Source organism: Actinomadura opuntiae (assembly GCF_030283205.1).
Classification (GTDB): Bacteria; Actinomycetota; Actinomycetes; order Streptosporangiales; family Streptosporangiaceae; genus Spirillospora.
On record NZ_JASNWF010000003.1, the window covers coordinates 456,906 to 471,678 of the forward strand.

The 14,773-nt window shown below is 72.5% G+C and carries 16 protein-coding genes; 5 read left to right on the forward strand and 11 right to left on the reverse strand.

What is annotated here, in order from left to right:
• Positions 1 to 44 precede the first annotated feature (44 nt).
• On the forward strand, positions 45 to 1,457 hold the full coding sequence (locus QP089_RS08450) for a GDSL-type esterase/lipase family protein (RefSeq protein WP_285910817.1): 1,413 nt from the start codon (positions 45 to 47) through the stop codon (positions 1,455 to 1,457).
• 23 nt (positions 1,458 to 1,480) lie between these two features.
• Here QP089_RS08450 and QP089_RS08455 read toward each other — a convergent pair whose 3' ends face one another.
• Both QP089_RS08455 and QP089_RS08460 read right to left on the reverse strand, forming a co-directional pair.
• The gene (locus QP089_RS08455; protein ID WP_285910819.1) at positions 1,481 to 2,293 is read right to left on the reverse strand and encodes a maleylpyruvate isomerase family mycothiol-dependent enzyme; all 813 of its coding nucleotides are present in this window, start codon (positions 2,291 to 2,293) and stop codon (positions 1,481 to 1,483) included.
• A gap of 52 nt (positions 2,294 to 2,345) precedes the next feature.
• Complete coding sequence (locus QP089_RS08460; RefSeq protein ID WP_285910820.1) at positions 2,346 to 2,963, reverse strand: TetR/AcrR family transcriptional regulator; 618 nt, start codon at positions 2,961 to 2,963, stop codon at positions 2,346 to 2,348.
• A gap of 113 nt (positions 2,964 to 3,076) precedes the next feature.
• On the opposite strand from QP089_RS08460, the gene QP089_RS08465 reads away from it, so the two are divergent.
• The gene (locus QP089_RS08465; RefSeq protein WP_285910821.1) at positions 3,077 to 3,529 is read left to right on the forward strand and encodes a MarR family winged helix-turn-helix transcriptional regulator; all 453 of its coding nucleotides are present in this window, start codon (positions 3,077 to 3,079) and stop codon (positions 3,527 to 3,529) included.
• A 7-nt stretch (positions 3,530 to 3,536) separates the two neighbouring features.
• Positions 3,537 to 4,751 carry an epoxide hydrolase family protein gene (locus QP089_RS08470; RefSeq protein ID WP_285910822.1) on the forward strand — a complete coding sequence of 405 codons (1,215 nt, stop codon included), beginning with the start codon at positions 3,537 to 3,539 and terminating at the stop codon, positions 4,749 to 4,751.
• A 21-nt stretch (positions 4,752 to 4,772) separates the two neighbouring features.
• On the opposite strand, the gene QP089_RS08475 is transcribed toward QP089_RS08470, so the two are convergent.
• Entirely contained in the window at positions 4,773 to 5,318 is a 546-nt protein-coding gene (locus QP089_RS08475) for a TetR/AcrR family transcriptional regulator (protein WP_285910823.1), read from the reverse strand.
• Between the two features lie 318 nt (positions 5,319 to 5,636).
• Here QP089_RS08475 and QP089_RS08480 point away from each other — a divergent pair, with 318 nt between their 5' ends.
• Positions 5,637 to 7,226 carry a GMC oxidoreductase gene (locus QP089_RS08480; RefSeq protein WP_285910825.1) on the forward strand — a complete coding sequence of 530 codons (1,590 nt, stop codon included), beginning with the start codon at positions 5,637 to 5,639 and terminating at the stop codon, positions 7,224 to 7,226.
• 73 nt (positions 7,227 to 7,299) lie between these two features.
• A complete protein-coding gene (locus QP089_RS08485; protein WP_285910826.1) occupies positions 7,300 to 7,584 on the forward strand; it encodes a Clp protease/crotonase-like domain-containing protein in 285 nt (94 codons plus the stop codon).
• 46 nt (positions 7,585 to 7,630) lie between these two features.
• On the opposite strand, the gene QP089_RS08490 is transcribed toward QP089_RS08485, so the two are convergent.
• The 8 genes from QP089_RS08490 to QP089_RS08525 form a co-directional block, all read right to left on the reverse strand.
• The gene (locus QP089_RS08490) at positions 7,631 to 7,975 is read right to left on the reverse strand and encodes a hypothetical protein (protein WP_285910827.1); all 345 of its coding nucleotides are present in this window, start codon (positions 7,973 to 7,975) and stop codon (positions 7,631 to 7,633) included.
• 151 nt (positions 7,976 to 8,126) lie between these two features.
• Positions 8,127 to 8,477: a group I truncated hemoglobin gene (locus QP089_RS08495; RefSeq protein WP_285910828.1), complete on the reverse strand. Its 351-nt coding sequence runs from the start codon at positions 8,475 to 8,477 to the stop codon at positions 8,127 to 8,129.
• 21 nt (positions 8,478 to 8,498) lie between these two features.
• Positions 8,499 to 9,278: a hypothetical protein gene (locus QP089_RS08500; RefSeq protein WP_285910829.1), complete on the reverse strand. Its 780-nt coding sequence runs from the start codon at positions 9,276 to 9,278 to the stop codon at positions 8,499 to 8,501.
• A gap of 11 nt (positions 9,279 to 9,289) precedes the next feature.
• Positions 9,290 to 10,609 (reverse strand): MCE family protein, encoded by a 1,320-nt coding sequence (locus QP089_RS08505; protein ID WP_285910830.1) that lies wholly within the window; start codon positions 10,607 to 10,609, stop codon positions 9,290 to 9,292.
• A complete protein-coding gene (locus tag QP089_RS08510; RefSeq protein WP_285910831.1) occupies positions 10,606 to 11,625 on the reverse strand; it encodes an MlaD family protein in 1,020 nt (339 codons plus the stop codon). Before QP089_RS08510 ends, QP089_RS08505 begins: the two co-directional genes overlap by 4 nt.
• Positions 11,622 to 12,662 carry an MCE family protein gene (locus tag QP089_RS08515; protein ID WP_285910832.1) on the reverse strand — a complete coding sequence of 347 codons (1,041 nt, stop codon included), beginning with the start codon at positions 12,660 to 12,662 and terminating at the stop codon, positions 11,622 to 11,624. Before QP089_RS08515 ends, QP089_RS08510 begins: the two co-directional genes overlap by 4 nt.
• The gene (locus QP089_RS08520) at positions 12,659 to 13,687 is read right to left on the reverse strand and encodes an MCE family protein (protein WP_285910833.1); all 1,029 of its coding nucleotides are present in this window, start codon (positions 13,685 to 13,687) and stop codon (positions 12,659 to 12,661) included. Before QP089_RS08520 ends, QP089_RS08515 begins: the two co-directional genes overlap by 4 nt.
• A complete protein-coding gene (locus QP089_RS08525) occupies positions 13,678 to 14,772 on the reverse strand; it encodes an MCE family protein (protein WP_285910834.1) in 1,095 nt (364 codons plus the stop codon). The genes QP089_RS08520 and QP089_RS08525 overlap by 10 nt, the downstream gene beginning before the upstream one ends.
• Between the last annotated feature and the right edge of the window lies 1 nt (position 14,773).

The following is a 14,773-nucleotide window of genomic DNA, read 5'->3' on the forward strand; positions in this document are numbered from 1 at the left end:
AGACCCGAGAGATGCAGCTGATCAAGTCCGGTAAGGATCGGACGGTGACCGGCCGCCCCGGGCCGGCCGGCTGGCGCCGCCGGCTCAGGATCCTCCTCAACGCGGTGGTCTTCCTGTTCCTCTGCGGCCTGTCCCTCTGGCTGGCCGTGCTCGTCACCCCCATGCAGACGGTCGACGCGGCCGGGCAGACCGTCCAGGTCGGCGCCGCGTCCCCCCGCCTGTCCGGTTCCGGCCCGGGGGAGGTGGACCTGTTCGGGCAGACGATCTCGACGCGCCCGCAGTTCAGCGGCCCCATCCGGCCCCGGCTCAAACTCACCCACATCACCCTCAACGCGCAGGTCAACCAGTTCGCCCGGGACGGTGACCACGGCACCCTGAAACTCAGCGCCCGCCTGACCGGCGGATGGCGCCGGTACCTGCTCTGGGAGACGCTGATCGCGGCCGGCTTCTCGGCGCTGCTGCTGGCGGCGGCGACGGGCTGGCAGCGCTGGCCGAGCGGGACGAAGGTCAAGGTGCTGGCGGCGGGCGTGGTGTGCGTGCTCGGCGCGAACTCCCTCTGCGTGTACCTGCTGGCGTCCAGCACGCCGAAGGTCCTGAAGAACGTCGACTCGGTCGAGGACCTCGTGGGGCGGGCGCCGTCCTCCCCCGTCCGCCCGGCGCGAGGCCCGGCCCTCGACGACGTGAACGCCGTCGTCATCGGCGACTCCACGGCCGCCGCCATCGGCAACCCCCTCGTGGACGACCCGAACGCGCTCGACCGGGCGTGCAAGCGCAGCCGCGACTCCTACGCCGTCTACCTCGCGCAGACCAACCGGTGGAACGTGCTGAACCTGGCCTGCAGCGGCGCCACCGTCACGGCCGGCGTCCTCGACGTCCAGAACGTCGGCGACCAGGTCGCTCCGCCGCAGCTGGCGGTCGCCCAGCGGGCGATGAAGGCCTCCGTGGTCATCGTCAGCATCGGCGCCAACGATGTGCGCTGGGCCGAGATGACCAAGCTCTGCCTCGCCGCGAAGGCCTGCGACGACCGGGCCTCCACCGCCTACTACCAGCAGCAGCTGGACGCCTTCGCCAAGGACTACTACGACCTGCTCGGGCAGTTGAAGCAGCTGCCGCAGCAACCGACCGTCCTGATCAACCAGTACTACGACCCGTTCGGCCAGGACGTCGGCTGCCTGAAGTCGCAGGGCGTCAACCAGAGGATGGCCGACGCGCTCCGGAGCCGCCTGGCGGACATGAACACCCTGCTGGACAAGGGCGCCCGCGCCTTCGGATACCGCTCGGTACCGCAGCACTTCTCCGGTCACGGCCTCTGCTCGCAGCGCCCGTTCGTCCAGGGCACGGGCGCCGAGGCGCCGCTGCATCCCACGGCCGCCGGGGAGCTGGCCATCGCGCTCGCCGACCAGCAGGCCCTGGCCTCGCCCGCCCCGCAGGCCGCACCGGCCTCGCCCAACCCCTGACCGGCCTGCGCGCGGGCGCGGAGTCAGATGGTGAAGGCCAGGTTGTCCACGACGCGGCGGCCGAGTTCCCGGTCCCCGCCGACGTCGACGGAGCCGGACGGGGCGGGACGGCCGCCGCACAACCGCAGGAACAGCGTCGACGGCAGGCGCAGCGTCGTGGTCGCCGGTTCGGTCGGGGCGGGGACCAGCCGTGCGCGGCCGTCGACCTTGACGGCCACCGTCCGCCGGACGGGTCCGGTGAGGTCGATGACGACGGTGCTGCCGTCGGGGGCCGCGGCGCGCTTGCCGACCACGTACCCCATGACGCGGCCCGCCTCGTCGAGCGCCGCCTCGGCGGCCGGGCCGTCCTCGTTGCCGGGCCTGCCGACGGCGGCGCGGACGTCCTGCTCGTGCATGTAGCAGTCGTAGATCCGGATCTGCATGAACCTGCCGTAGGTCGCCTGGCCGGCGGGAGTCCAGCTCGGCGCGGCGAAGTCCGCGTCGGTCATCCGGGCGAGCTTCCCGGCCCGGCGGGCGGTGACGTCGCGGAACCGCGCCAGCATCGCGGCGGGCTTCTCCTCGCGCAGCGCCGCGACCCACTGCTCGTTGAAGGCCGCGACGTCGTTGCGGACGTGGGGCAGCGCCGCGACGTCGACACCGGGGTCGGGCGTCGGGTCGCCGGCGAGCATCGCCTCGGTCCCGATCAGGTGGGCGACGACGTCGGTCACCCGCCAGCCGGGCAGGCAGGTCGGGCTCTCCCATTCCTCGTCGGACAGGCCGGCCAGCAGCCGGTCGAGGGCCTCCCACTCGCCGACGAGGACATCGGTCACCTGCTTCCTGCCGGGATCCTGCGTCATGCCTGGCCGCCTTTCCGGGGGGTCGTCGGGGAACTCGATCGCTTCGCCGCGGTCATGCCGGCTCCCGGAGATGAGCGGCGATCACCTGGTGGAGCGCCCGGGGGATCTGCGCCGCGTCCGACCGGCCGGTCTTGGCGAGCAGGATCATGCCCTGGAACTGGGCCACGAGGATCTTGGCCAGGAGGTCGGGGTCGGTTCCGTCCCGCAGCGCGCCCTGGCCGGCCGCCGCGCGGCACAGCGCCGCGAGGCGCCGCTCCCATTCGGCGAAGACCGCGGCGAGGTGCCCGCGCAGGACGTCGTCGGTGGTGGCCAGCTCGGCGGCGAGGTTCCCGAACGGGCAGCCGACGACCCGCCCGAACCGGGCCTCGAACCCGGCCTGGATCTCCCCCACCGCGTCGGCCATCGCGTGCAGCCGCGCGGCCACGTTCTCCGCGCCGTCGCGCGCCGTCCCGGCGGCTTCGTCGAGCCGCGCCCACAGGGCGGCGGCGTGCAGGTCGACGACCGCCTTGGCCAGGTCGGACTTGCCGGGGAAGAAGTGGTAGAAGCTGCCCCGTCGCACGTCGGCGGCCGAGCACAGCTCCTCCACTCCCACCGACTGGTAGCTGCGGGTCAGGAACAGCCGCGCGGCGCTCCTGACCAACCGCCCGCGCGCGTCACTCGTCCGGGGCACGGCCTCACGGTCCCCGATAGTTGACCGGTCTGTCAAGTATCCGGGGACGCCGGAGGGTACCGGCCCGGAGGCCCGGCTTGCCGAGTTACATCAAACTTCGATATAAATCGAGGGTGGCGTCGACTCCTCCGCCGGACGGCGGGCTGGACGTCGATGAGCTGGCCTCCGCGATCGTGGACTTCAACGGCCACTTCATCCGGCTTCCGGCCGTCCGCAGGCTCAACTTCTCGGCCCTGTCCGTCCTGCACACGCTGGCGCGGAGCGGTCCGCTGCGGCTGACCGACCTGCTCGCCACCGAGCAGCTCAAGCAGCCCGCGCTCACCAGCCTGGTGGGGAGGCTGGCGGCGGACGGGCTGGTGGCGCGCCGCGCCGATCCGAGCGACGGGCGCGCCGTCCTGCTCTCGCTCACCGAGGAGGGCGAGCGGATCGTCCGGGCGCGGCACGCGGACCGGGTCGCGCGGCTCGCGCGCCTCGTGGCGCACCTGGACGAGCGCGAACGCCGCGCGCTCGCCGACGTCGTGCCGGTGCTGGTGCGGCTGGCCGAGATCGCGGCGAACGAAGACTAGGAGAAACGTGTTCCCTCTCGAACCGACCCCGATCCACGTCCCCGACGACGTGCTCGACGACCTGCGCCGCAGGCTGGAGGCGACCAGGTGGCCGCTGGACGAGGGCAACGACGACGGCCGCTACGGCGTCCGCCGCGCCTATCTCCAGGAACTCGTCGAGTACTGGGCCGGCGGCTACGACTGGCGCGCCGCCGAGCGCGCGATCAACGCCTACGAGCACTACCGCGTCGAGATCGACGGGGTGCCCGTCCACTTCATGCGCAGGCCCGGAGCGGGACCCGACCCGACGCCGCTGATCCTCAGCCACGGCTGGCCGTGGACGTTCTGGCACTGGTCGAAGGTCGTCGACGCGCTCGCCGACCCGGCCGCGCACGGCGGCGACCCGGCCGACGCGTTCGAGGTGATCGTCCCGTCGCTGCCCGGGTTCGGCTTCTCGACCCCGCTGACCCGGCCGGACATGAACTTCTGGAAGATCGCCGAGGTCTGGCACGAGCTGATGACCGGCGTGCTCGGCCACCGCAGGTACGCCGCCGGAGGCTGCGACGTCGGCGCCCTCGTCACCGGCCAGCTCGGCCACAGGTACGCCGGCGAGCTGTACGGGATCCACATCGGCTCCGCGTTAAAGCTCGACTTCTTCGAGGGCGACCGCGCCTGGGACTTCACCGGCGGACGGCCCCTGCCCGACGGCCTGCCGCCCGACGTCCGCGAGCGGGTCCTGGAACTGGAGCGGCGGTTCGCCGTCCACCTCGCGGCGCACGTCCTCGCCCCGTCCACGCTGAGCTACGGCCTGGCCGACTCCCCGGTCGGCATGCTCGCCTGGATCCTGGAGCGCTGGATGAAATGGTCCGACAACGGCGGCGACATCGAGCGGGTCTTCAGCAAGGACGACCTGCTCACCCACGCCACGATCTACTGGGCGGGCGGCGGGATCGACACCTCGATCCGCACCTACGCCAACAACAACCGCTATCCGTGGAAGCCGTCGCACGACCGGTGGCCGGTCGTCGAGGCCCCGACCGGCATCACCTTCGTCGGCTACGAGAACCCGCCCGGCGTCACCACGAGCGAGGAGCGGGTCGCGAACTTCCTCGAAAGCGACCGCGCGGCCTGGTACGAGCACGTGAACATCACCGCCCACGACCACGGCGGCCATTTCATCCCGTGGGAGGTGCCGGACGCGTGGGTCGACGACCTGCGCCGCACCTTCCGCGGCCGCCGCTGACCGCCCGCGTCCGGCGGCGGCTCACGCCCGGCGGACCGGGGGCAGGCCGAGGGCGGGGGCGATCACGTGGTCGACGTAGCCGTGCAGGAAGTCCAGGTCGATGGTGTCGCCGAGGTGGATCTCGCTGCCCAGCGTCCCGATCAGCATGTACTTGACGTAAGGGAGGGCCGGGCAGCCGGCGGCGACCTCGCCTCGGTCGACGGCCCGCGCCAGGAGGGCGTCCAGGGCCGCGAGGCCGGGTTCGACGACGGCCTCGCGGACGGCCTCCATCAGCCGGGGGTCCCGGTGGACGGCATGGGCCACCGCCCGGTTCATCCCGCGGTCCATCGCGGCCATGAGGTGGTACTGGGCGACGTACGCCTTGAGGTCGTCGCGCAGGTTGCCGGTGTCGATGCCGTCGACGTCCAGGGGGCCGAGGGACCGCACCGCCGCGATGACCAGCTCGGGCTTGCCGCCCCACTGCCGGTAGATGGTGGCCTTGCTCATCCGGGCCCGGGCGGCGACCGCCTCGACGCTCAGCGCCTCGTATCCGACCTCCCGCAACCGGTCGAGCACGAGCGCGAACAATTCGGCCGCACGCTCGGGCGAGATACGGCTCCGCCGCGTTACCGGGCGGTTGGCATCCAGGCTCACATTCTCTCCGGCGGATCACTCACTTCGGCCAGTAAACACGGCGCGCTCCGCTCCCTACCATGAGCACACCTTAAGAGAACGGTGGCGTTTCGCTAAGGACCGGCACCGCTCGCACCTCCCCCGGGGCCGGCACGCGGCGACGAGGCCGCCGCCGTCCCGGTCCCCCTTCCGCGGCCGACGACGGAGCGTACGCCACGGGAGGCCGGCCCGTGACCCCCCCCCGCCCCCTCCGCTCGACCGAATGGAGTGACCATGCCCGAGATCAGCCGCCGCTCGCTGCTGGCCGGCGCCGCCGCCACCGTGGGGCTCGCCGCCGCCGGGACGCCCGCGGCCCGGGCCGCCGCGCCCCGCCGCGCCCCGGTGACGCGCGAGGAGCACCGCGCCGTCATCATCGGATCCGGGTTCGGCGGAGGCGTGGCGGCCCTCCGGCTCGCGCGGGCGGGCGTGGAGTGCCTGGTGCTGGAGCGCGGGATCTGGTGGCCGACGGGGCCGAACGCCGAGACGTTCCCGCACCCCTCCTCCCCCGACAAGCGGATGTTCTGGCTCGGCTCCACCCCGACCATCTTCGGCATCCCGGCGGACCCGTTCCCGCACTACACCGGGCTGCTGGAGCAGGTGCCCGGCAACGGCATGGACATGATCGTGGCCGCCGGCGTCGGCGGCGGGTCGCTGGTCTACCAGGGCATGACCCTCCAGCCGGCCGAGCACGTGTTCAACGCCAACCTGCCCGAACAGCTCGACTACGCCAAAATGGACTCGGTCTACTACAAGCGCGTCGCGCAGATGCTGCAGATCGAGACGGCGCCGGACGAGCTGGTCAACAGCACCACCTACAAGCCCGCGCGGGTCTTCGCCGACAACGTCCGCAAGGCCGGCTACGACGTCACGAAGATCCCGATGCCGATCGACTGGACGTACGCGCTGCGCGAGCTGAAGGGCGAGATGAAGCCGTCCTACACCAACGGCGACTGCGCGCTCGGGGTGAACAACGGCGGCAAGCACTCGGTCGACGTCACCTACATCGCCGCCGCGCGGGCCACCGGCCGCGTGACCGTCGCGACGCAGCACAACGTCACCGACGTCGCGATGTCCAAGGACGGCCGATGGCAGGTCATGGTCGACCGGATCGCCACCGACGGGACCGTGCTGGAGAAGAAGATCATCACCACCAGGGCGCTCGTCATGGCGGCCGGGACCGCCGGCACCACCAAGCTGCTGATGCGCGCGTCGGCGAAGGGCCAGATCCCCGACATGCCCGACGGTCTCGGCACCGGCTGGGGGTCCAACGGCGACCGCATCTACCTGTGGACCGACCTCGCGGACGACTTCGGCGCGCCGCAGGGCGGCCCGGTCGTCTACGGCACCTTCGAGTGGGACGACCCGGACAACGCCAACACCAACACCATCATCCAGGCGTCGCTGCCGCCGATCGGCGGCGACATCCGGTCCACGATGATGGTCGGCTACGGCGTCAGCAAGGGGCGTGGCACGTTCGCCTACGACTCCGGCAAGGACGACGCCGTCCTGCAGTGGCCCAAGGGCGCCGACGACACGCTCTACAAGCGCATCAACGACCGCGCCAACAAGATCGCCGGCCAGGGGTCGGTCCTCACCGACACCACCGGCGTCTACCCCTCCACCTGGCACCCGCTGGGCGGCGCGTCCATGGGCACCGTCTGCGACCTCTCCGGCCGCGTCAAGGGCCACCGCGGCCTCTACGTGCTCGACGGCGCGCTGCTGCCCGGCACCGCCGCCGCCTGCAACCCGTCCATGACGATCGCCGCGGTCGCCGAGCGCGCCACCGACGACCTGATCGCCAAGGACGTCGGCACCGTGTTCTGACGCGCGCTCGATCTTTCCCAATCCGTGAACGCCGCTGGAACTGTTGCGGGCCTTCCCCGGGAATCACCCCGCGGTGGCCACACCTATGTACACGACCGACCGGATTCCCGACGACCAGAAGGGCGTCACCACCCTCGCCGTCCGGGCCGGCCGCCCCGGCGCGGATCCGGCCGCCGCGCTGGACAACCTCGAGCGCGCGGCCGCCGAACTGCGCTCGGACGCCGTGCTCGGGGTGCGGCTCCTGGTCGTCCCGGAGGTGACGGGCCGCACCGATTTCACCGCGGAGGACGTCATGCGGGTGAACACCCAGGTCTGCTACGTCGCCTACGGGACGTGCGTCCGGCTCGAAAGCGAGTGAGCCCGTCCGGGCCGCGGCGGCACCGCGCGCCCGGGCGGCGGGACGGTCAGGCCGGGCGGACGTGCAGGACGAGCGGGCTCGCGTCGGGGCCGGTCGGGCGCTCGACGCGCATTCCCGCCGCCGTCAGCGCGGTGACGTAGGAGGCCGCCTCGGCCGCCGGGCTGAGCTTGCGGCGGCGTGCGCGCGAGGCGCAGGCGACCAGGAACGGCCCGCCGTCGAAGCCGCCGTCGACGAAGAAGCCGTCGCCGGGGTGCTGGAACTCCGGGCATCCGGCCTTGCGCAGCACGGCGCGGATGGCCTCGGCCTCGTGGTCGCGTCGGGTGACCGGCTTGCGCCGGCGTCCGCGTCCGGACGCGGGGACGTCACCTGCCTGATCGGTGGGGATGGACAACTCGGACTCTCCTGCGCATGCCAGGGCCGCGGGGGGCGCGCCTTCGGAACCGGGGCCATCGATATGCCCCGCCGAGGGCACTTCAACCGGATTCCCGACCGCTCGCCGGACGGCGCTGCCACGCGGCGCGCCGGCCTCCGCCGACTCGCCGCTAGGACACGATGTCGCCGGCGAGCGGCAGCACCACGGCGGTGATCGCGGCGATGGTCTCCGGCGGGACGCCGGCCGCCGCGAGCGAGGAGACCAGGTGTTCGGCGACCCGGTCGAAGTGGACGCGCTCGATCCCGAGCCCGAGGTGGACGTCCTTCATCGCGCGGCCCTGGTAGACCATCGGCCCGCCGAGGACCTCCCCGAAGAACTCGACTTGGCGGCCCTTCAGCTTGTTGAGGTTGATGCCGGCGAAGAAGGGGTTCAGCAGGTCGTCGGCGATGACCCGCTCGTAGAAATCGTCCACCACCGCCACCAGGGCCTCTTCGCCGCCGATCGTCTCGTAGATGCTCATTCCGTCCTCCCTGGAATCGCGTCAGCCGCCGGGCGAGGGCGACGGCGCGGGCTGCACGGGCGCCGTCTGCTGCTTGCCGTCGGGGTCGGTCATGCTCTCGTTGGCGGCGCCGATCGAGGTGACCTCGGTGACCTTCCAGGCGCCGCGGCTGCGGGTCAGCTTCATGTCGAGGTAGGAGCCGAGAACGCTGCGGGTGCCGGCGGTGCTGTGCACCTCGCTGTCCATCACGACCACGGCGCGGGCGTTGCCGCCGTCGACGTCGCCGACGTAGACGGTGCGGACGGTGGCGGAGGCGTCGGCCTTGAGCTTGGTGATGATGCCTTCGAGCCCGCCGGTGAAGGCCTGGTCGTAGGTCTTGGCGAAGTCGTCGGACGCCAGGGACAGCACCCGGTTCCGCGCGGCCTGCAGCTTCGTGTGGTCGTAGCTGAGCAGCGCCCGCCCGAACCGGCCCGCGCTGTCGCCGACCCGCCGGCGTTCGTCCTCGCGGGCGTCGGCCTTGTCCGCCCGGTGCCATTGCAGGACGGCGGTGACGACGGAGGCGAGCAGGACCGCGACGACGAGGACCTTGGCGGCGGTCTGACCGGTCAGGACCCGGACCGCCCTCCTCCCCCATGGCGGTCTGGTCTCGGTCTCCGTCTGGTCCTTCTCGTCCTTCTCGTCCTTCTCGTCTGCCGACTCGCCGTTCTCCGCAGCGTCCTCAGGCTCTACGGCGTCTTGTTCGGGGACGGTCTCTTCCTTCGCGTTGTCGGTGTCGCCGTCCTCGGCAGGCGAGCGCGTCTTCGATTCGGTCTCGGTCTTCACAGGTCCTCCGTTCATCGGCGCGCGCCGGATCGGCGGCGCACCAGCGTCCTGGCGACGTTCGCGGCGACGGCCAGCACCACCACGACCGCGAGGGCGGGCGGCAGCAGGGGCAGCGAGCGCGACAGGGGTGAGCGGCGCTCGCCTTCCGCGCTGACAGGGCGGGTCGCGACCGGCGCGGGCGTCCGGGCCTGCGCGCCTGCTCGCGAGTCCGCGGCGGCGGAGGCCGTGCTCCCGCCGGACTTGGCGGTGCCCTTCCCCTTGCTGGCGGGGCAGAGCGTGAGGGCGGGCGCGGTCGGTTTGGTCGCCGGGGCGGCGTACTCGGCGGCCTGCGGCGGGCCCGCCACGGTGATCACCGGGGTGACGCGCAGCGCGCTTCCCGTGCCCTCCTTCACCCGCACGTCCGACACCAGGGCCTGGAGGGTCGGGACCATCCGGAGGACGTGCTCGATCCGCGCCCGGTTCGCGGAGTCGAAGACGGGGACGGTCGGTACCGCCGCGGCCGACAGCAGGCAGTCCAGCCCGGGCCTCGCGGTCCGCAGCAGGTCGTTGAGGTCGCCGAGGGTGCCGGGGCCCTGCGCGAGGACGGTGTCGAGGTCGCGGCGCGCCTGCCGCATCGTCGCGGTGAAGGCGGCGAGGTCGTTGACGCCGGACACCAGCTGGTAGCGGTGCTCGGTGAGGGTCGCGGTGAGCCGGGTGAGCTGGGTGGCGAGGGCGTCCAGCGCCGGGGCGTTCGCGGCGAGCGTCGCGGTGAGCCGGTCGGTGTCGCCGATCATGTCGTGCAGGGCGGTGCCGCGGCCCTGGAGCCCGGTCGCCGCCTCGTGGAACAGGGTCCGCGCGTCGCGGGGGTCGACGGCCTTGAGGGTGTTGCTGAGCCCGGTGAACAGCTGCTTGTAGTCGGTGGTGCCGGCGGTCCGGGCGAGGGGGATGCGGTCGCCGGCCGCGAGGTAGCCGCCGCCGGGAGTCTTCGGTGAGGTCAGCTCGATGTAGGGCTCGCCGATCGCGGACTTGCGGAGCACCCGCGCGCCCGCGTCCTTCGGGACGTGCACGCCGCGGTCCATCTCGATGCGGACCTCGACGTGGCCGTCGCGGAGCCGCACGCCGCCGACGCGTCCGACCTTGACGCCGAGGTGCGTCACCTCCAGGTCGCGGTGCAGGCCGGGCGAGGTGGCGAAGTCGGCGGTCACCGGGAACGGGCGCTCGAGGGCGTCGATCGTGATGATGTTGCGGACGGCCCAGACCGCGAGGACGGCGCCGAGCAGCGCGAAGAAGATCAGGTTGATGACGATCCGCGGCTGCTTCACCTGCGGGAACTTCAGCGACGGTGTCTTCATGGGCGCGGTCCGAGGAGTCCGGTCAGCGACCGCGACTGCGGCCGGGCGTCGGCGGGCGCCTTGCCCTGCTGGGGCAGGAAGCCCTTGATCCAGAGGAACAGCAGCGCCTGGCCGCTGTAGGAGACCGACGGGCCGCGCAGGAACGTCAGGACGTTGGCGGCGAGGGCCTTGAGGTCGTCGCGTCCCCGCAGCGCCGCGGCCAGCAGCTGGTCGGCGCGTCCCAGCAGGACGCCCAGGCGCTTGGCGTGCCGCTGCTGCACCTTCGCGTTGACCGAGCGGGCGAGCTGTTCGAGCCGCCGGATGGAGGTCTTGATGCGGTGGCGTTCGTCCTGGAGCCGCTGCGTGGCGAGGGCGATGTCGCCGGGGAGCCGTCCGATGCCGCCCTTGCCCTTCTCCAGGGAGTCGCCGAGTTTCGCCAGGGAGTCGAGGGCGTGGCCGAGGTCGGCGCTGGCGGCGGCGTAGCCGTCGGTGACGTCGGCGGCCCGCTTGATCAGGGTGTTGAGCTTGCGGCCCCGGCCGTCGAGCGCGGTCGCCGACTCGCCGGCGATGGTCGCGAGGTCCTGCCCGCCGAGCGCGGCGATCAGCGGCCCCACCTTCTCGCTGACCTGTTCGAGGTCGGGCTGAACGGACGTCTGGACGATCGCGGCGCCGCCGGGCAGGAACGGCCCGGTGCGCAGGTCGCGGCCGGGCGGCAGGTCGAGGCGGACGTAGTTCTCGCCGAGCAGCGACGACTTGGCGATCGTGGCGGTCGTGCCGACCGGGATGCGCCGGCCGTCCCGCAGCGACATGGTGACCCTGGCGCGGTACCCGGACAGCCCGATCGCGGTCACGGTGCCGACCCGCACGTCCGACACCTGGACGCTGTGGCCGACGACGAGGCTCTGCACGTCGTCGAACGTCGCCGAAAGGGTCGTGCCGCCGCGGGGAGCGCCGATCGTCCGGAGCGAGCAGCCGCTCGCGGTGCCGACGGTCACCGCGACCGCGACAGCGCAGCAGGTGACGGCGGGGCGTCTCATCGGCCCGCCTTTCCGTTCGGCACGCAGTTGCCGAGTGCCGGATTGTCCGGAATGCAGGGCACGGTCCCCCAGCCCATCGCGGTGAACAGCGGCTGGAGCCAGGTGCGGAGGGTGGCGTGGACGAGGACGCGGATGGTGGCGACGTGCTGCTTGCGGTCCCATGCCTTCACCGCGACGTCGGCGAACTGCCCGAGCCCCTGGATCGCCTGGTTGAGCCCCTGGGCGTTGCCCTTGAGGGTCAGGACGATGTTGGACAGGTCGGCGACGGCGCCCGGCAGCGTCTCGCGGTAGCCGGTGATGAGGACGTCGCTCTTGCGGATGGCGGCGGCCAGGCCGGCGACGAAGTCCCGCAGCTTCGTCCGCTCTCCGGCCAGCGTGCTGCTCGTGGTGGAGAACGAGGCGAGCAGCCGGGACAGCTGCTCGTCGCGTCCGTTCAGGCTCGCCGCGACCGACCGCAGGTTCTTCGCCAGCGAGACGATCCGCTGGTCCTGGCCGGCGAGTTCGCTGGTCAGCCGGGACGTGGCGCCCAGCGCGACGTTGACGTCGCCGCCGTGGCCGCGCAGCCCGTCCGCGCCGCGGTGGAAGGCCGACCCGAGCTCCTTCGGGTCGATGGAGCGGTTGAGCTTGGCGAAGGCGGCGAGCGCGTCGTCGATCTCGACGGGCAGCTCGGTGCGCGACTGCGGGACGACGGCGCCGGACGCCGCCCTCGGCATGCCGGGCTTCCACACCGGGTGCAGCAGCACGTACCGCTCGCCGAGCGCGTCGTCGGAGGCGATGGCGGCGTGGACGTCCGCCGGCACCGGGACGGAGCGCTTGACGGCCAGCTCCACGCGCACGCGCGTCTGCTGGTCCTCGATGGAGGTGATCGTGCCGGAGTCGGCGCCCATGACCTTCACGCGGGACCGCTCGTACAGCGACGGCGTCTTGGCGAAGTAGACGGTCAGCTTGTAGGTGCCGCCGCCACTGGTCACCGTGCATCCGCCAGTGGCCGCGGCCAGGGCCAGGGCCGCGGTCACGGCGGCCGTGCGTCGCATCATCGTTCTCCCTTGGGGGCCAGGCGCGCGAGCTGGGCGAGGTCCTGCGGGGACAGCGGGCCGAGGCCGGTCGCGACGACCTCCAGCCACGGCCCGTAGCCGCCGGTTCCGGCGAGGCCGCTGAGGGTGGGGCCCGCCCAGGCGAGCAGGTCGTTGAACGCGCCGGTCTGCGGGCGCAGCGTGCCGAGCGTGCCGCGCAGGTCCGCCATGACCGACAGCAGCTGCGCCTGGTGGTCGTCGATCAGCCTGGTGAGGCTGGAGACGGTGCGGCTGCCGCTGCCCAGGAACGCCGCGAGCTCCTGCTTGCGGCGCTGGAGTTCGTCCAGCATCGCCTGGACGTTGCCGAGCAGCCGGTTCAGCTGCTCGTCCTTGGCGCGGGCGAGGGACAGGATGCGGTCGCCGTCGGCGAGCAACTGCTTGATCCGCGGGCTGGAGTCGTTGACCGTCTCCGCCAGCTCCGACAGGTTGACCAGGGTGCGGGACAGGCGTCCGCGGTGCGCGGCGTCCACGCCCTGCAGCTCGGAGACGATCTTGTTGATCGCCCGGGTGTCCAGCCGCGCGACCGTGCGGGTCGAGGTGTTGAGGACGTCGTTGACCGTGGTCGGCACCTGGGTCCGCTCGATGGGGATGCGCCGCCTGGCGGGCGGCAGGTCGGCCAGGTGCGGGCTGGTGACGGCGCCGGACAGCCGCAGGTAGCGGCCGCCGAGGATGTTCGACACCTCGATCTGCGCGCGGGTCGCCGGGCCGAGGTCGACGCCCGAGTCGACCTTCCAGGTGATCAGCACCCGGCCGTGCCGGAAGTCGGGGTGGACGCCGCCGACCTCGCCGACCCGGACGCCCGCCACCCGGACGTCGTCGCCGGAGCGCAGACCGCCGGTGTCGGCGAAGACGCCGGTGACGGTGTAGCGGTCCTGCAGCAGGCCCTTCGTCCCGACCAGGAACACCGTCACGAGCAGCAGCACCAGGACCGTCGCCGACACGAGCCCGACGACGATCTTGTTGCGGTCGCGGAAGGACTTCAGCGCCACGGGCGGCCTCCGACCATGAGGTTCTGCAGGGCGTCCGGAGAGTCGATCGGCCTGCCGCTCCCGTCCTCGCGGGGGCCGGGGAGCCGCGTCGGGTACGGGCAGGGCGGGGCGGCGAGGCTGAGGCAGGGGATGGCCGTCTCGATGAAGCGGCCGTTGTCCACGGCGGCGAAGATGTGCCGGAGCTTCGGCGTCGCCGACTCCAGCACGTTCGCGACGGTCTCGTCGTTGCGGTGCACTCCGGCGGTGAACGTCGACAGCTTGTCGATGACGTCGGCGAGCCTGTCGGCGTTGCCCGCCAGGACGGCGTCGGACGTGCGCGCCAGAGCGGCGAGCTGCACCAGCGTGTCGTCGATCAGCCTGCGGTTGTCGGCGAACGCGCCGCTGAGGCTGACCAGGTCGTCGGTAGCGGCGCCGATCTGCTTGTCGCGGCGGGCGATGAGCTCGGTGACGGTGGCGTAGTCGGCGAGCATCCGCTTGAGCGTGCCGCGGCGCTCGGCGATCGTGGACGACAGCCGGTCGACGTTTCCGATCAGCCGGTCGATGTCGCCGGCGTTGCCGTCCAGTGCCTGGGCGAGCGACACCAGCACCGTATTCACCTGTTTCGGGTCCAGGCTCTTGGTAAGGGGCGCGAGCTCGTCCAGCAGCGCGCTGCCGTCCACGACGGACCGGGTGCGGGTGATGTGGGCGCCGGGCCGCATCATGGTCGGGCTCGTGCCGGGGATGAGGTAGACGACGCGGCGGCCCATGGCGTCGCGCCAGCGGACGGCGGCCTCGCTGTCGGACGGCACCTCGACCGACTCGCGGACGGTCATGTCGACCCTCGCGCGGCCGTCCACCACCTTCACCCCGTCGACCCGGCCGACCGGCGCGCCGGCGATCTTCACCTGGTCGCCCTCGGACAGGCCGCTCGCGTCGTCGAACGTCGCCGACACGTGCCAGCCGCCGCCGAACCCCACCCGGGCGATCTGCGCGCCGATGACCACGGTGAGGAACCCGGTCACCAGCAGGAACGCGACCAGCCTGACGATGACACCGGCGCGGAACCGCGCCTGGTCGCTCATCCGCGCCGCGCTCGGGACGCGCATG